Below are 15,002 nucleotides of genomic sequence, written 5' to 3' on the forward strand. Positions count from 1 at the left end.
CTAGTTTTTGACCAGAAACCTTGCTTGTTCACCATCATTGTTGGATCGAAGCGACATCACAAGGCGCTGGAGGAGAGGTATGTGGCTGTCGCGTTTCAAATCTGCAAAGAACATCCCTTGCCCGTTAAGTTTGTCGAAAACGATTTGAATACTACTTGAGTTTAAAATGCCCAGGTGGATGGACTTGCAGTCAACATCATCCTCTAAGGTTTTTAGGAACGTCAGATGATGTGCAGACGCATAATATGACTTCCACGCCCCATACTCAGTTTTCATGCCTGCAAGGAATAGAGGTTCTTGAGTGCGTGAGTTGGATTTTTTGATTTCGCACATCCCGCCCTGAGAGTCTTCCTTCATCAATCCGGGATCAATGCCGTACTGTTTCAGCACAGTTGTGTCACCGGTGAACTTTATTCGCAGGCCGGAGCTGGAGATATCACTTACTCTGTCGTTGATATAGCCTCGGTCTATCACATCTACTTTAATCTTGGCGTTAATAGGGGTTAGCTGTCTCGATCCATTGTTTTGCGTGTACAGGTAAACATTCCCTGTAAATGTGTCGGCCATCAGCGTTCTGTTGTAACCCAGGAAGATTTCTCCAAAAAACCAGAACATACACATAAAAGCAAAAAACTTAGCGAAAGTTTTACGCCGCAGCATGTTCTAACTCCTCGGCTTCGGGCTTATAAAACGGGGGCTCAACATTAAGGAGTGCAACGCCAAGGAAGATTACTCCAACATTTTCCCAGATCATCTCACCGATGAAGGGCAGTAATGTGCTAGATCCAGGCAATATCGTGGCCATTACCGCAATCGGATACCCCAGCAAGTCCATAACTATGTTTGGAGCATGATAGCTGTGCAGAAAATCTCGCGCAGAAATTACTGTCTCGCTGAAAGTTTGAAGCTCTGTCGCAGACGCGAGTAGAAAACCTGGCGCGACGACGCTAAACATAAATATTGCCCACACCACTCGATAGATACGCATACAACTCCATTGCTCTATAAGTTTGCATCAATGCTACGGGTAGGCAACTATCATGAAAAGCGTTTTTACTACGCAGTTACATACCCAATTGTGGTTTTTCTAATAACTCCCAAACTCTCTGCGTTCCTGAAAATCTGACCAGCCCGGAGGTTCCCGATCCTTGAGTTTTTCGCGAATTCCTTGAGCTTCACCGGCGTGCCGGGTTCCAGGGTTTTTGCGTGAACAACCAGGGTTTTCAGGATTTCCGCGTTCGAGTCGAGCAGCGTTTCTCCAGTTTTCGGCGTTTCTGGCGTTTCCGTCACCCCCTCTGGCATGCCAGCCACCTCAATTTCCGGTGATGGCGTTTCAATGGCGCATGAGGCTACAACATGCATGCTAGAGCGTCTAGAGCTACGAACACCAGACAGAATCAAGGCAGGAACGATCTCCAGGGACAGCGCAAAACCGAGGCACAGAAACTGAGCGAGCAGCGGCGGTAGGCTTGACGCTTTAGCAACACCTGATTTGATGTGCGCGATCTCCAAAGACCCGGCGTTGATGCGTCCAATTGCCTGAGCGCGCTGATTTGCTGCACGAGAACCTACTGACTCTTCGAGTTCTAGCGCTTTAGAAACCATCCCGCGACTACGCAAGTCATTAGCCTGCGCCCCGGCATCGGAGATCTCTTTATCAAGCTGAGAGATCAATGCTGAGTCTTTCTGAGCCATGGCTGTAAGTGCGGCAACACGCTCAGTTGTCATCACTTCATGCGTAGCCTTACTGACACTGATCGAAGTCATTAGTCGATCATAAGTTGCCCAGCCGCTCACACCTGACAACATCAGCGCGCATGCAATAGTCAAAGCCGCACTTACACCCCGCAAAAGACGAATAGCAACAGGCCACGCCAGATATTTGAAGATATCTAATAGCACGGCTGCAGACGCGAAAAGAAGCGCAAGGTTCTTATCTTCAATCAGTGCATACATAGCCAAGGCAACTGAAATTGCAGTTACGCTAGACAATAGAAATGCGATTGCGACAAGTAATGCCGACAACTTTTTGCTCATTGGAAACCTCGAAAATCCTTCTATGAGCCCATTATATAAGGGGTTCCAGGCAGTGCAATAGCATGGGCGGGCTATTTGACATCAAACTACCTTCGGATAGATTGCATTTATTTATTGAGTGAGCGAGTCCAATTCAATATGATGTTTATAAATCCCAGCCAGAAAAAGGAAAATAATAATGGGTATCAAAGTTTCGATTAATCACCAGGCAATTGCTGGAGCACTTATTAAAAGTGGTGACTTGTATAGAGAGGATTGTGGGTGCGGTCTTGAATATGCGCACGATGATGCCCAGGAACTTCAGGAAGTTATTGATATTGCGCTGGATGTAATCGAAGTATTCGGCGAAGCCGGCTTACGCGCACTTATAAGTAGGGCCGAAGTTAGAGCTGGCGAATTAGAGGCCCAAGTTCGTGCGAAGCAGGCTAAAGCGGAGGCCGAAAAGGCCCGAGGAGAGGCTCAGCTATCGGAGTATGACCAGTTGGGCCTGATGAGCGCGGTGGGGAGTGTTGGCGGAGATCTTGATGCTTACGACATGGCAAAGACACTGGTGGCCAGGAAGATCTACACAGTGCCTGAGATCATGCGTCTATCGAGAGAGCAGCTGAGGCATTTACTCTCGTAAAAACGACTCAGCGAGCAGAGCGGCTAAGGGTGCTGGCTTCTGGCCTTTTTCAAAAGAAGTCACAAGGAAGGTTTTGCCGGTGCGGTCGCGCAGAACCATTCCTTCTTTCACGAGCCGTGCTTCGACGTGGAGCTCTGCGAACAGCCCGAAAGCTGTGGTATCACCATCGACCTGGCCGTAGATCCAACCTGCTTCGTCTGCTACGACTTCACTGAGTACGTGGTCAGAAGGACTGAAAGCTCGCTTGATCATCCTGCCCACGCGGCGTGCTCCCTTCATCATCATTACGAAAAACCAGATAACAGGGATCAGCGGGATCGAAATCAGTATTCCACCCCACACATTGATCTGGTGTATGAGCCAGCGCACCAAGCCCCACAGCGCTCGTACGGGCACTATCCAGTTAATTCTCATGCATCACCCCCGGCCATTTTCACAACGTCATCGTAAGCGTCAGCAGCGTCTGAGAACTCAGCCCTTTCCCAGGAGATCACTCGATACGTTCGATCATCAGTACCCTGGAAATGCAGGGTGGTTCCCTCCAGCCACGACTTGGCAACCCTGGTGTGGTGCCCGGTGCCACTTTCTATGCCGTCAGCAGTTTTGTAAGCAAAGCCAAACACCGTGATGCCGCCGTTCCAGCGCGCAAAGACTGCATCATGAAAAGTCCATTGATCAGACATCGATAGGTTTCTCATGCAGGAAGCTCAGAGCAAGCAAGGCATGCATCGAATCAAACAGCTCACCAGGCTTATCGTCGAGACTGAGTATCAAGTATTCATGCCCCTGTATGTCTTTGACTCCAATGCCCATGTCATCTATCCACGCTTTTCGCAAATGGAAAGTTTGATTCAACTCGCCGTCAAACTCCTCCCCATCAATAACCCCATATGTAAGCCCGGCAACATCAATCTCATTACCATTGTGCAAAACATATGCTTCGTAAATCAATGCGCAACGAGCCATGCAACCTCCATTTACATATACACCTGATTGTACCGCTTGCCAGGTTTGCCAGCAAATGGTTGCGCTGGTAAAATTCGGAAAAATACGAATAATTTCGCCGGAGTAAAGTGTGTCGAATTGGTCTGGAATTTCAATGTACGTAGCGGCAGATATTGCTTTGCATGGGCTAAATAAAGTTTATGATGCAATCATGCGAGCTTCTGTTTCCGCTACCGAGGCAAAAGAATCTGATGCCCTTGCATATCTTGCGGCTCAACTCGATGCTGAACAAGTAAGAGCAGCAGCCAAAAAAATGTCGCCCATATCTGCTAGCTTTAACAGCAAGGTATCCAAGCTAGAAGAAGAATATAAAAAATTCGGAGAGTCTGCCATCAAGCTAGACTACAGCGCGCTGGATTTCACAGATTTACTTGAGGAGAAGGCTCCGCCCATAAATGTCCCATTTCGAACTAGCTTTATATTCAAGCAGCCAGTAGTAAGAATAACAGAGAAGCTGTCTGAACTCATGGCGATGGAGGATGTGGATAGTGCGCAGTACAGAATGGAAGAGTTCATAACCAAGAGCCTGGCTGGACTTATACAGGAACAAATTGATCTTTATGAGTATTTCACCAAGTATGAGTCAAGATATAACTCAGAAGAAGAAAATAAAAAATATTCTACCTACACCAAGCTAAGACCTATTCCTGGGCAGCTCCATAAGATCGTTGGCATGGCTGAAGCATATCGAGCGGCGAGGGAGCAGATGGGTGTCATTCTGAAGAACAAAGAAGCTTTTGAAGCGTCCGTGGTGGCCAAGGAAGAGTCTGCCAAGCAATACAACGCTGCCAAAGCTGAAATTCAACGATTAATTTACGATGAGATAGGAAGCCACGTTGAAGGCTATTATGAAATAAGTCAGTCATTGAGAGCCAAAAGCTGATGCCAAAGGTCAGAGCTTCCACAGCGTGGGAGCTCGACTGTTTACTGATCTACTGTCCAGCCTGAAACTAAGCCGACAGAGAATTTTCGTGTTCCGGAATTTGAATGGCGCGACCTGGGATGTATTCAATGTAGCTACGTTTCAGTCTGCATTCCCTGGGCTTAAATAATGCATCAAAAATAGCGTCGAGGAGCTCAAGAATCTCCTGAATCATTTTCTGGACTTCATAGTCCCTGGCTGTGAACTTGACGTAGATTGGGCTTCTTCTCTTTCTTGAGGTTGCAACGAATTCATAGTAATAGATTCGAGCTCTTTCTTGTTCTTCACTATCTCTTCTTGCAATTTCAACCTGAAGTTCACGAATGGTTTCTGGATCATAGTGTATTCCCTCTTGGGTGGTTAGCTTGTGCCAGGTAAGCCTGGAGCGTTTGAGTTGTCTGCCACTTATATGTTTGCCATCAAACTCAAAACTGATGCCTTTCGGCTGGCCTTCGTCATTGAGTGTCAGGTTGATGTAGACCTTTTGCTTCCGTAGCGCACGGACGAAGTCGAACATGTCTCCATTCCGGTCGTTCGTGGCTTCTATTGCCCCGGCGATCTTCGCAATCATCTTGTGCTTGAGTGGCAGGTCACCGTCGCGTATCGAGGCTTGGAGTTCCGCGTGGGTGATCGAGACGCCCCAGGTGTCTTTAGGTCGTGGTGCCTTGGTGAGGCCGAAGCGATCTTCTATGCCCGACACTGAGTCCAGGCTGATGCTTCGCTCATTGCTGTCTTTGACCATGGATAACTCGTCATTGAGGCGAATCCTGTTGGCGACGATGTGGACGTGCTGATGGTCTTTGTCTTGATGCATTACAGCGACGTACTGGTTCGTCTCGTCGAAGCCTAGATCAGTCATGTACTTGTCCACTGCTGTGCGCCACTGGGACGACGTTAGGGACTCTCCAGGGAGCAGGCTTAGCATCGCGTGGAAGACTGGCTTGATAGCCTTGTCGGAGTCGAGAGAGAAGCGACGGAGTGTCTCTACTTGATCGAATTCCCTGATCATCTCCGACAGGTCTGACTCATTGCCCTGGAGAACGCCTGGAAGCGGATCTTTGCTCATCGTGTTGAAGCTGAGGGTTCGGATGCCGGAGATCTCGTGGTCGTGCTTTGTGCAGCCAAAGATGTAGCGAATGCGATTCTTGAAAGAGCCTGCTGACTTCGGGAAGATTTTACCGATCATTTCACACCTCCAAGATTCACTTGGGCGATGTACTTAACCTTTTCCAGCAGTTCGGAACCAGGACGGTCAGCGTTGATCATTGATGCCAGGTTCATGAGCTCACGAGCGACCTGAACAACTTCCTGGCCGACTTTGGGCTTCACCTGACCGTTAGCTACGAAGTCTCTGATAAACGCGCCTGCGGACTTGTAGCCTGCCTCAGCGACCTTGGCATTCAGGGTATCTAGTTCAGCCTTGTTTAGTCGCAGGGTGATGCGGGATTCTTTGTTTTGCTTCTCAATAGTTTTCATTTTGACCCACCTTTATTATTCTAGTTATCGAGCCTCTTAACGCAACACCCGAAGGGATGTGAGTATCTAGCCTTACTTGTCTGACATAGACACAACTGGCTATAAACAAGCTCTAAGCTTATTGTGCTTGTGGAGCTTTTGGTGTTTCAACATTAAATTTAAGAGATTTGAATGTATAACCAAACTTTCGCAAGGTGTGAATGCGAAATCACTATAGGAGAGTGCGGTTTCGCTCTTGGGGAGTGCGAATCTACATAGGGTAATTGCGGTTCTCGCAAAGGCTCAATGCGGATTTACTATAGGGGAGAGCGAATTCGCAAGTGGGTATTGCGAAATCGCTCATACATTGTCAATGTGCGAGTTCTAGGATTGCCGGGGCGACATGCGAACTCCAACGACTCAGCAGTGGTAGGCAAGTGATGTGATACATCAACCAGCATGCATAGACACATGAAGGGTTGTAGCAATCGCTTGCAGACAGTTTGCCATGTGCCATTTCATGCCTGAGCATGGGGCCGCCTTTTAGGTTGAAAAGAAGGTGGAGCATGTAAGTGATGTCGACGCCCAGCCTGGCCTCCAAAGCTTTTCTTTGGTTGGAATATAGCTGGCTGAGAGATTGATCTTCCTGTGTCAGATCAATGTTGAGTTTTGCTGTGTTTGATCCGTCATTCGCTAAAATGAAACGCAATGAGTTCTCAAGTTGTGGAATAAGTAAGTGGGCAGCTGAAACCATATCCCCTTGAATCAGGCGAGCAAACCCTAGTGCAAATACGAGCTCGTGGCCATATGGGACAAAAGCACTTTGTGAAACTACAGGTATCAAATGTCGTTCGTCTATTTGCTGATGGCGACACATGGCCTGGCATGCTGCCCTGATGTTTCCTTCTGAGGCAACATGACAGTTAAAGCTGACATCTACCAAGCTTTCATGATCGAACCAGGTCTCCGGTGGAGGAGCTCCCAACGGTGCTGACGGAGAGTTGGCAATGATCTTTCCTTGCGAATCAGCGAAAGTTTTACCTGCCATTGAAGAAAAGAAGTAACGGTCTCTTCTGGATAGGCAGCTTTTATGTAGCGCTACCTTTTGGGGCGGTTTATCTATTAGCGCGAGTCGGAATAGCATTTCGTGAACTTCAAGGTTCTCAAACTTCTCCTGAGTGAGCTTCCTTATGTCTGAGAGATCAAGTGGCATGCTGAATTCGGCTAGGTCATCTAAGGACTCTTCTTCGAGAATCTGTAGCTCAGCTTTCAGCTTTACAATTTCTTCAGCCATTCCTTTGATGGAGCGGTATTCGCCGATTGCTAATTTAGTCCAATACGCTTTTGCTGACGACTGACTAACGCTGTCTCTCATTCGCAAGGTTTGATCAACTGCAGAAACTTTGCATCGCTTCGCGGACTCTTTATCACCAAGCTTGGTATAAGCCTGGGCTGCAAGTCCCCAGATTTTTTTTACGGCTTCGGCATATTGAGTAGCGCTGTTCGCTAATGCTAAGGACTCAGCTTCACTTGCTATTACACTCCAGTCAGTCAGGCGATAGCTTTGTAGGATAAGCGATAATTCGTAAAATGCGATTAAATTGCTGTTCTCTTTTGCTGTTTCGTGAGCTAGAGATAATGTGTCCTTGGCTATCTGCGGTATCTCATTTTTCTTGCCTGTTGAGGCGTATATTGAAAATGCTCTCTCAATCAGGTTGGTGATTTTTGCTGGTACTTTGAAGTCGGACTCATATTCATGGAGGAGTTTCTTGTCGAAAAAGTCTTGTACTGCCACTAGATAGGACTCAGCGGCCAGCATCGCCACCTCGTGCAGTTTTCTGTTCATATACCAGCAGCTGTCCGCAATTCTGGCTCGTAGTAAGGGGTGGTCAACCTTTTCAACTATATCCACCAGAATATCTTGCTGCTCACCTACAAAATCACTAGGGATCAGGGTTCGCTGCCCATCCATTATAAGCTGGGGTGTGAACGTATCCGGTCTATCAGGGTTAAAGTGATAGCTGCAAATTACCGCCAGAACTTTGTAGGCCCTAACTGCTGCCCCATCCCCGCGTGCCTCCGCCTCCTGAGAAGCCTTCAAAAAAGTACGCTCCAGGGTATGAAAGTGTAAGGAGTTGCTGAGCGCCAAGATCGAGGACGGATCGATATGCTCGAAGTCATCCAGAGTCGCGACATCCATCAGCGGCTGCTTCTCTTCCATTTCTCTCTCTGACACGTCCTTGGCCCTCCGGCATTTTGGTGGACTCAGCTTATCTCATATCACGATGATGGCCAGGCTCATGGGCATGCTCGGCCCGTAGAAGAATGGGTAGTGCCAGTCGGTAGTGCCAGGACTGGTGGAGTCGAGTGATCGATCTGTCCAGTCAGCATCAGTCCAGCCGGATGGGAGGTGGAGAAGAGATGTAGCGATGGTGTGCGTGCGATTGCACAGCTATTACACACGATATGATCTGCAAGCCACGGAAAACCTGCTTATGCAGTCCAATCCATCATAGGCGCAACGCTGAAGCGGCGGGACGGCTCAGGGCGCAGGTTTACTGGGGTTGCAGCGGATTCTAGGGGCATTTCGTCCAACGTGTTTTGTACCGATTTTCGGGGGGGTTTGGGCGTTTTTACCAAGCGGTTGGTGCAATGTAGCAATCCAAAATCGACGTGTACCAATTCCACACGGCAACGATCAGAGCACGCAAAAAGGCCGATGGCATAGCCAGCTACACCGTCCAGACTCGTATCAATCGCGACAAGAAGCTAGTTTACCAAGAGAACCGGACGTTCGCCCGTAAGCAGGCAGCGCAGGTATATGAAACCTGTTTTTCGCCTTGTCGCTAATGGCAGGGGCATTACCGCACTGATAAACGAGCTGCCCAGTCGTGGGGCGCATATCGAGGTGTACCTGGGCTATGAAGGGCAGGCGCTGGCACGTTTGGGTCGTTACACGGTCGATGAGGTCGAGCTGTCGGGGCCGACCGACTCGTTGGTGATTCGCGGCAAGGCCAGCGATATGCGCGGCAGTGGCAAGACCACCCGCAGCGGCAGTCGGGAGGAGGTGCCGCTGCAGCAGATTGTCCGCGACCTTGCGGCCCGCAACGGCTGGCAGCCAATGTGTCCGGTGGCCACCAAGGTGCCGCGTGTCGATCAGTTCAACGAGTCGGACTTCAACTTCATCACGCGCCTGGCCAAGCAGTACGACTGCACCGCCAAGGTCGGCGACGGCAAGTTGCTGGTAATGCCACGTCAGGGAGGACAGAGCGCCAGTGGCAAGGCCCTCGGCACGGTCACCATCACTCGGGGGCTCAACACCTTGGCCGATCAGGGCGACTTCGAAACGATCACCCGCCGTATCAATGGCGGTCTCAATGGCTTGGAAGACCGCCTGAGGCTGTACGCCCGTGCTGTAGTGAAAGCGCTGGATCGGCGTCTGGCTCGGGAGCGCCGCCTAAAGACGCAGAATACAACTCACTATCAGGAATTGATCGATGAACAGACCAAGCAAAGCCGTCTGCGTGATCAGTTGGCTACTGCTGATGTGCAGCTGTCAGTCTTGCTCGCCGCCAGCACCGAGAGACCATGCTGCCGGACATCGCTCCCCCGTGTGACCTAAGGTTTCTAGTATTATCGCGGTGAACTCACTAAGGCACTGAACGACATGCAGGGAATAACGACAGGGGCGAAGCGCATATCAACGCTCGACGGGATTCGAGGATGGGGGGCGCTCTTTGTAGTGATCTACCACGTTTTTGTGCAGAACTTCCCGCTCACAGCGACGTCATCCGAGTGGCTTGGTGGACTGTTGCCGTTCCGTGGGGACTCGGCAGTTTCTGCATTTTTCATTGTTTCTGGATATGCATTATCGGTCGGTTATTTGCGGAGAAATGATTTAGGCGTGCTAGCTCGGATTTCTGTCGGTCGATACTTTCGCCTAGTTGTTCCTATAGCCTTGGGATGTGCTGTTGTTTATCTTGCGGTTATATCAGGGCTGGTCATTACGCCAGCCCGAATGATCGCCGCTGGCGATCTATCGGTGGTTACCCATTTTGCATTCGTTGGGGCGTTCATGTTCGAACCGCCAGTTGCGGGAAGGCCAATTCCGCAGCTTTGGACGATGCCTTATGAGCTTGTTGGATCGTTCCTTACGCTGCTGTTGGTGTTTTTGCTATCTCGCCGCAGTTGGCGGTTCTATGGTTATTTTGCTGTTGCCCTGGTTTTTCTGGTTGTCCAGCCAATCTATGCGGCGTTTGTCGCTGGTATAATTCTCGCTGAGATGCGTAATAGTGTCGGCGTGGCTGATACTCATATCCCGTATTCAGGATATGCATTCTTGATTGCGGCTGTTGCGCTTGCATTCACTCCACAAACTGGCCACCCAGTTCTTGTGACTGTGCTAGCTGCAGTAATAGTATGGTCTGCAGTTTGCAGTAGGGGAGGTCAGCGTTTTTTGGAGCATCCATTCAGCCAGTTTTTGGGAAGTATATCGTTTCCTGTATATATATTGCATGGTGTGGTTATTCATTCGCTTGGTGTTAGGCTCAATATATTGGTGGACGGCTCAGTCTCTGCGGGTATTGTGGTAAATTGTATTGTAGTCATTGCTAGTGTGATTCTTGGATGGGCATTTCGGTGGTCTGACGAGTTGGGGATAAGTTGTTCTCATCTCGTCACCAGGATACTTTTGCCAGAAAGATTCCGACGTGTGAGCATTAATTAGCGTTCCAACCTCACAATCTTCGCGTAGAGCGAACGAATCACAGCACCCCGGGCTTGCTCTCGTAGGTCGTGCAGTCCCAGCGGCTCGAACAAGCTCAGGGCCTCTGAATCTGCTGTGGCAGTTCTCATGACCTGGCTTCTGGTTTGGTAAGTGCTTTCTTATCCATTGGGCGGTGGCACCAGGCAGGAGATCATTCGATCAGGTGGAAGTCACCCCTGCGCTTGGGGCACCTTGTGGTGCCTCGGCAATTTTCTCCCTTCATTGGCTCGTGGCCTGGAAAGAAGACCAGCCCTTCCGCTTCCAAAGCGAAAGTCAGCGCTTGGCTGTGACGCCACTTGTTGTCAATACTCCAGTGCAACCGGGGAGAGGGCTATACTTCGGGTCTATTGGATTTCGTCAGCATAATCCGGCGTGAAATTAATCACGGTTCAACGACCGTTCGATACGTTGCTTCATTTCGCGACCTTTTTTCGGCGAATCTACCAGTACCGCATCGATCTTCAAGTAAGCGGCCATCCGGTAATCCTCATCGCTATTGATTCCGATAGCCAAAATGTTCGTCTTGCCCTTGGATTGGAAGCAATCGATGGCTTGGGGTGTCCACAATTTGGCATTCACCGGTGAGCGCCCTGCGCCCAGAGTAAATGTTTCAACTAATTCAACCTGACGCTGGTACTCAAATGCGACCCAAGTGCCAGCTTGCGGCGCTGAGATACAGCTGTGTGCCAGGGCCATAGTTGCTAGACGCTCGCGGGTTTTATCCCTGGATTCAAACATTCGGGCATGAGAGTAGCGGCTGAAGTATTTTTGGTAGTCTGCATCAGTGGAGTAGATCAGTACTCGGTTCCACGCCAGATTCTTCTCCAGCACGCGTGCAACTGCCTGGGCTTGCGGAGCGGCGGGTAAGGCCTTCATATCAAGGATTATTGGTGTGGTAGGGGGGGTCGCTGCAAGTGCCTGCTCCAACGAAGGCAGCGGCACCGCCTGAGTACGATAAGGGAAGGTAACCTGGCCGTCGGCCGTTATACGCTTGAACTGCCACCCGGCATTGAGTGCTTGTAGCTGCGCTAAGGTCTTGCCGGAAACTGGGCCTGAGCTCTGAGTATTCGCATCGAGATCGGCTGGCCGGTACAGCACCGGTACATTGTCACTGCTGAGCTGCACAGTGAGCCAGATCATATCCACGTTATTGAGCAGGGCATTGTCGATGGCCAGTAGGGTGTTCTCCGGATAATCGGCAGCCCCTCCCCGGTGAGCGACGATCAGCGGCGGGTGCACATCTGTCTTGTCGGTACCAGAAAGTGAGGCGCATCCGCTTATAAAGAGACCAGCAACCAGCAGCGCGAAGGGATGATGAATGTTCATTGATCCGATCAAAAAGCAAAGGTGAGATAGTCTACCAATTCTGCTGTGCATCCGGGCGGTTCTGTCGGCTCGCAGGGGAGAGACGCATCGGGTGTTCCAGTGGAAACATCGGGTGCAGGTATGCTATAGCAGTGCGCCACTATTGAATTGTTTTGCTCACTTACAAGGAAGTACCTAATGTCAAAAAGAATGGGATCTATCGGATTTGCATTGGCAATGCTTATGGGAGGCAGTCCCTCGGCAATGGCCGAGAACAAACTGTTCAAGGACATTGCCTATGACTCGCCGCTGTCCACCTATTCTGAAGCCAAGGGCTACTACGATTGCTCAGAAGATGTAGGGGCAGTCGCCGTGTGTAAGGATGATGTGGATTTTATCGGCCACAAGTTCACCATGGCCCTGGTTTTTTCCGCGGACAAGTTGACGACGGTTTCGTTGGTCAGTGATTATGAACAAGCGCTTTATGACGCAGCAATGGCCGCACTGAACAATACGTTTACCCTGTCGATGATGTCAGATGGCAAATCGCAACTGGATTTGGTCGAGCTCGCCAGGCAAACCCGTAGTCGCGATGAATTCTTGACCAAATTCACCAGCTACGCAGAGTTGGGCACTGCGGCGGGCGATTTCAGTTACACCTTCCTTGAGGGGGCGGACACCGTGAAAAAGTACGCCAGTATGACCATGATGCTTCTGGGGTCTCCTGATAACACCCGTTCTGCCGAGTTGCTGCTGACAGGGGAAGGGGCGGACGCTACGCTGGTTATCCGTTTCTCCTTCCCGAAGCTGGAGTTGAACAAAGCCCACGCGGCTGCGCAAAAGCCTGTTGAATCGTTCTGACGTCGCTCAAGCACAAGCCCCGCCGCGTGCGGGGCTTTTTGTTTCCAGGCACCGCCTGAGAAGTTAAACGAATAATAAAAATGCAGGTATTCCAAATGGTTATATTGCATTTCCGTATTTTGATTTTAATCTCGCGTTGAGATGTGTTTACATTGAAAGTAATAACTGTAAATAAGTGCGAATAGTTTGTGTTTGTATAACGCCTGCGTCTTTCGGGTCTGTGCCTCTCTCCTGCTTGCCCGTAATAGATGATCTGTATCAATTTCCCCCGTTCTTATGCCCTCTATATTGGCTTTAAAGGAATGAATAACTCCTCATTCTTCGCTGCGAAGTTTCGGTGTGAGTTAATAAAATAATAAGGAGTCGCCCGTATATCGAGGGTGTGCCGCTAAAACACGGTTAACACTCGATAGTCGCCAGGTGTTACCCATGAAGTCAACCGTCGTTTCCGTTGCCCGTAAACTCAAACTCTATCAATTGGTGGTCTTCGACCAGGTGCTGCGCAGCGGTTCGTTGGTAGGCGCCGCCCAGGCGCTGAACCTGACCCAGCCAGCCGTTACCAAGATCATTCACGAAATGGAAGCCTTTCTCGGCTCGGCCCTGTTGGTACGCGGCAACCGCGGCGTGCACGCTACCGAGTTAGGGGGTGTGGTGGTGCGTCGGGCCCATGCGATGCTCAGTGAACTGCGCAGCCTCACCGATGAGGTCAACGCCTTTCACAGCGGTACTACCGGCCAGGTCATGGTCGGGTCCCTGACTTCGTCATCGACCTTGTTGTTGCCACATACCTTGCGCCTGCTCAAGGAGCGTGCACCCGGGGTGTTGGTGACCGTTCGGGTCGGGCAGATGGATCAATTGTTCTCCAGCCTGCTGGCCGGCGAGCTGGATATCGTTGTCGGGCGGATTCCCGATGACTGGCGCTGGCATGAGTACGAGCCGCGGCTGAAGGTCGATGTGCTGTACGAGGAGGGGCTGTGTGTTGTTGCTGGTGCCGAACATCCACTGCACGCCGCCAATCGGCCAGTGAGCCTGGCTGAGCTGCATCCATTTCCGTGGATTCTGCCGCCGCGCAGTGGGCTGCTGCGCCGCACTGTCGACCGCTTGTTCGAAACACTGGAGCTGGGGCCGCCAGTCAATGTCATCGAATCGATTGCAGCCCTGACCAACTATGAGTTGATGCAGGACCAACAAACCATTGGCTTCCTCCCGCAACAAACCGCCCGGCAACTGGCCCATGGCGGCAAACTCAAGGCCTTCGATCTCGGCAAGTCCCTGAGTTTCGGGCGTATCGGTTGTTTCTACTCGGCCAGCCGTAGCCTCGACCCTGCCACACGACTGTTTCGCGAATGCCTGAACCTGACCGGCCAGCCCTGCGCAGCAGACGATCACGCCAATTAACCCTCTATTCCATTTCGCTATAGCTGAGGCGCCTCTATTCATGGGCGTATGGCCAATTGCCACAAATACAATGTGGGTAATTACACCTGAATTAATCCAAGAAAAACGGATGCCAGAGCATGAGAAGTAATCTGCCGGTCACCCAGCAGGAAGTCATATTCCAGAACGAGCAACGGCTGATTTCCGCCACCGACCTGCACGGCAACCTGACCTACTGTAATGATGAACTGGTGGCTATCAGTGGCTTCAGCCGCGAGGAGCTGCTCGGCAGCCCGCATAATATCGTGCGCCATCCGGACATGCCGGAAGCAGTATTTGCCCATATGTGGTCCTATTTGAAGGACGGCAAAAGCTGGATGGGCATCGTCAAGAACCGCTGCCGCAACGGTGATCACTATTGGGTCAGTGCCTACATCACACCGATCTTCGAGGGCGCGGTGGTGGTGGGTTACGAGTCGGTCCGGGTCAAGCCGCAGCGGGCGGATATCGAGCGTGCCTCGGCACTGTATGAGCGCATGCGCACGGGCAAGCGCAGCGGGAGCATCAAGGGCCTGGCCAAGGCTGCGCTCGAGCATGGGCTGGCGCCGTTGGTGCTGGGCGTGCCTGGCCTGGTGGCCGTGGTCTTTCTT

16 protein-coding genes and 2 pseudogenes are annotated in these 15,002 nt (G+C 50.8%); 8 read left to right on the forward strand and 10 right to left on the reverse strand.

Annotated features, from left to right (window positions below):
• The 3 genes from ACO6VD_RS02505 to ACO6VD_RS02515 all read right to left on the reverse strand — a co-directional run bounded on the left by ACO6VD_RS02505 (nt 1) and on the right by ACO6VD_RS02515 (nt 2,037).
• Nucleotides 1-660, reverse strand: a complete 660-nt coding sequence (locus ACO6VD_RS02505) for a hypothetical protein (protein WP_422416804.1) — start codon at nt 658-660, stop codon at nt 1-3.
• On the reverse strand, nt 647-988 hold the full coding sequence (locus ACO6VD_RS02510) for a hypothetical protein (RefSeq protein WP_422416806.1): 342 nt from the start codon (nt 986-988) through the stop codon (nt 647-649). Before ACO6VD_RS02510 ends, ACO6VD_RS02505 begins: the two co-directional genes overlap by 14 nt.
• A gap of 68 nt (nt 989-1,056) precedes the next feature.
• The gene (locus tag ACO6VD_RS02515) at nt 1,057-2,037 is read right to left on the reverse strand and encodes a hypothetical protein (protein ID WP_422416808.1); all 981 of its coding nucleotides are present in this window, start codon (nt 2,035-2,037) and stop codon (nt 1,057-1,059) included.
• A 178-nt stretch (nt 2,038-2,215) separates the two neighbouring features.
• On the opposite strand from ACO6VD_RS02515, the gene ACO6VD_RS02520 reads away from it, so the two are divergent.
• Nucleotides 2,216-2,662: a hypothetical protein gene (locus ACO6VD_RS02520; RefSeq protein ID WP_422416810.1), complete on the forward strand. Its 447-nt coding sequence runs from the start codon at nt 2,216-2,218 to the stop codon at nt 2,660-2,662.
• Here ACO6VD_RS02520 and ACO6VD_RS02525 read toward each other — a convergent pair.
• The 3 genes from ACO6VD_RS02525 to ACO6VD_RS02535 are packed head-to-tail and all read right to left on the reverse strand — an operon-like array spanning nt 2,651 to nt 3,628.
• Nucleotides 2,651-3,076 carry a hypothetical protein gene (locus ACO6VD_RS02525; protein ID WP_422416812.1) on the reverse strand — a complete coding sequence of 142 codons (426 nt, stop codon included), beginning with the start codon at nt 3,074-3,076 and terminating at the stop codon, nt 2,651-2,653. The two genes, ACO6VD_RS02520 and ACO6VD_RS02525, sit on opposite strands and share 12 nt — an antisense overlap.
• On the reverse strand, nt 3,073-3,345 hold the full coding sequence (locus ACO6VD_RS02530) for a hypothetical protein (RefSeq protein WP_422416816.1): 273 nt from the start codon (nt 3,343-3,345) through the stop codon (nt 3,073-3,075). The genes ACO6VD_RS02525 and ACO6VD_RS02530 overlap by 4 nt, the downstream gene beginning before the upstream one ends.
• Nucleotides 3,338-3,628 (reverse strand): hypothetical protein, encoded by a 291-nt coding sequence (locus ACO6VD_RS02535; protein ID WP_422416818.1) that lies wholly within the window; start codon nt 3,626-3,628, stop codon nt 3,338-3,340. The genes ACO6VD_RS02530 and ACO6VD_RS02535 overlap by 8 nt, the downstream gene beginning before the upstream one ends.
• 133 nt (nt 3,629-3,761) lie before the next feature.
• Here ACO6VD_RS02535 and ACO6VD_RS02540 point away from each other — a divergent pair, with 133 nt between their 5' ends.
• Nucleotides 3,762-4,550 (forward strand): hypothetical protein, encoded by a 789-nt coding sequence (locus tag ACO6VD_RS02540; protein WP_422416820.1) that lies wholly within the window; start codon nt 3,762-3,764, stop codon nt 4,548-4,550.
• Nucleotides 4,551-4,617: 67 nt separating this feature from the next.
• On the opposite strand, the gene ACO6VD_RS02545 is transcribed toward ACO6VD_RS02540, so the two are convergent.
• The 3 genes from ACO6VD_RS02545 to ACO6VD_RS02555 all read right to left on the reverse strand — a co-directional run bounded on the left by ACO6VD_RS02545 (nt 4,618) and on the right by ACO6VD_RS02555 (nt 8,265).
• Nucleotides 4,618-5,775 (reverse strand): relaxase/mobilization nuclease domain-containing protein, encoded by a 1,158-nt coding sequence (locus tag ACO6VD_RS02545; protein WP_422416822.1) that lies wholly within the window; start codon nt 5,773-5,775, stop codon nt 4,618-4,620.
• Nucleotides 5,772-6,065 carry a plasmid mobilization protein gene (locus ACO6VD_RS02550; RefSeq protein ID WP_422416824.1) on the reverse strand — a complete coding sequence of 98 codons (294 nt, stop codon included), beginning with the start codon at nt 6,063-6,065 and terminating at the stop codon, nt 5,772-5,774. The genes ACO6VD_RS02545 and ACO6VD_RS02550 overlap by 4 nt, the downstream gene beginning before the upstream one ends.
• Before the next feature lie 349 nt (nt 6,066-6,414).
• Nucleotides 6,415-8,265, reverse strand: a complete 1,851-nt coding sequence (locus tag ACO6VD_RS02555; RefSeq protein ID WP_422416826.1) for a DUF7380 domain-containing protein — start codon at nt 8,263-8,265, stop codon at nt 6,415-6,417.
• A 452-nt stretch (nt 8,266-8,717) separates the two neighbouring features.
• On the opposite strand from ACO6VD_RS02555, the pseudogene ACO6VD_RS02560 reads away from it, so the two are divergent.
• From ACO6VD_RS02560 to ACO6VD_RS02570, 3 genes and pseudogenes are all read left to right on the forward strand, one after another.
• Nucleotides 8,718-8,867: pseudogene (locus tag ACO6VD_RS02560) on the forward strand (site-specific integrase); the annotation flags it as partial.
• Nucleotides 8,866-9,666, forward strand: coding sequence for a hypothetical protein (locus ACO6VD_RS02565; protein WP_422416828.1), 801 nt, complete (start codon nt 8,866-8,868; stop codon nt 9,664-9,666). The pseudogene ACO6VD_RS02560 and the gene ACO6VD_RS02565, both read left to right, overlap by 2 nt.
• Nucleotides 9,667-9,711: 45 nt before the next feature.
• Nucleotides 9,712-10,770 carry an acyltransferase family protein gene (locus ACO6VD_RS02570; RefSeq protein WP_422416830.1) on the forward strand — a complete coding sequence of 353 codons (1,059 nt, stop codon included), beginning with the start codon at nt 9,712-9,714 and terminating at the stop codon, nt 10,768-10,770.
• Nucleotides 10,771-11,187: 417 nt separating this feature from the next.
• Here the strand turns inward: ACO6VD_RS02570 and ACO6VD_RS02575 are convergent, their stop codons facing one another.
• A complete protein-coding gene (locus tag ACO6VD_RS02575; RefSeq protein WP_422416832.1) occupies nt 11,188-12,135 on the reverse strand; it encodes a glycerophosphodiester phosphodiesterase family protein in 948 nt (315 codons plus the stop codon).
• 177 nt (nt 12,136-12,312) lie between these two features.
• Here ACO6VD_RS02575 and ACO6VD_RS02580 point away from each other — a divergent pair, with 177 nt between their 5' ends.
• The 3 genes and pseudogenes from ACO6VD_RS02580 to ACO6VD_RS02590 all read left to right on the forward strand — a co-directional run.
• Entirely contained in the window at nt 12,313-12,975 is a 663-nt protein-coding gene (locus tag ACO6VD_RS02580) for a hypothetical protein (RefSeq protein ID WP_422416834.1), read from the forward strand.
• Between the two features lie 429 nt (nt 12,976-13,404).
• Nucleotides 13,405-14,373: a LysR family transcriptional regulator gene (locus tag ACO6VD_RS02585; protein ID WP_422416836.1), complete on the forward strand. Its 969-nt coding sequence runs from the start codon at nt 13,405-13,407 to the stop codon at nt 14,371-14,373.
• A 119-nt stretch (nt 14,374-14,492) separates the two neighbouring features.
• A pseudogene (locus ACO6VD_RS02590) lies at nt 14,493-14,753 on the forward strand (PAS domain-containing protein); the annotation flags it as partial.
• Between the last annotated feature and the right edge of the window lie 249 nt (nt 14,754-15,002).

This window comes from Pseudomonas sp. GZD-222, from assembly GCF_049310525.1.
GTDB lineage: Bacteria > Pseudomonadota > Gammaproteobacteria > Pseudomonadales > Pseudomonadaceae > Aquipseudomonas.

Coding starts and splice junctions, on each gene's coding strand:
- ACO6VD_RS02545 (WP_422416822.1), bottom strand. CDS start 5,775: ATGATCGGTAAAATCTTCCCGAAGTCAGCAGGCTCTTTCAAGAATCGC.
- ACO6VD_RS02585 (WP_422416836.1), top strand. CDS start 13,405: ATGAAGTCAACCGTCGTTTCCGTTGCCCGTAAACTCAAACTCTATCAA.
- ACO6VD_RS02505 (WP_422416804.1), bottom strand. CDS start 660: ATGCTGCGGCGTAAAACTTTCGCTAAGTTTTTTGCTTTTATGTGTATG.
- ACO6VD_RS02555 (WP_422416826.1), bottom strand. CDS start 8,265: ATGGAAGAGAAGCAGCCGCTGATGGATGTCGCGACTCTGGATGACTTC.
- ACO6VD_RS02550 (WP_422416824.1), bottom strand. CDS start 6,065: ATGAAAACTATTGAGAAGCAAAACAAAGAATCCCGCATCACCCTGCGA.
- ACO6VD_RS02570 (WP_422416830.1), top strand. CDS start 9,712: ATGCAGGGAATAACGACAGGGGCGAAGCGCATATCAACGCTCGACGGG.
- ACO6VD_RS02540 (WP_422416820.1), top strand. CDS start 3,762: ATGTACGTAGCGGCAGATATTGCTTTGCATGGGCTAAATAAAGTTTAT.
- ACO6VD_RS02525 (WP_422416812.1), bottom strand. CDS start 3,076: ATGAGAATTAACTGGATAGTGCCCGTACGAGCGCTGTGGGGCTTGGTG.
- ACO6VD_RS02515 (WP_422416808.1), bottom strand. CDS start 2,037: ATGAGCAAAAAGTTGTCGGCATTACTTGTCGCAATCGCATTTCTATTG.
- ACO6VD_RS02575 (WP_422416832.1), bottom strand. CDS start 12,135: ATGAACATTCATCATCCCTTCGCGCTGCTGGTTGCTGGTCTCTTTATA.
- ACO6VD_RS02580 (WP_422416834.1), top strand. CDS start 12,313: ATGTCAAAAAGAATGGGATCTATCGGATTTGCATTGGCAATGCTTATG.
- ACO6VD_RS02530 (WP_422416816.1), bottom strand. CDS start 3,345: ATGTCTGATCAATGGACTTTTCATGATGCAGTCTTTGCGCGCTGGAAC.
- ACO6VD_RS02510 (WP_422416806.1), bottom strand. CDS start 988: ATGCGTATCTATCGAGTGGTGTGGGCAATATTTATGTTTAGCGTCGTC.
- ACO6VD_RS02520 (WP_422416810.1), top strand. CDS start 2,216: ATGGGTATCAAAGTTTCGATTAATCACCAGGCAATTGCTGGAGCACTT.
- ACO6VD_RS02565 (WP_422416828.1), top strand. CDS start 8,866: ATGAAACCTGTTTTTCGCCTTGTCGCTAATGGCAGGGGCATTACCGCA.
- ACO6VD_RS02535 (WP_422416818.1), bottom strand. CDS start 3,628: ATGGCTCGTTGCGCATTGATTTACGAAGCATATGTTTTGCACAATGGT.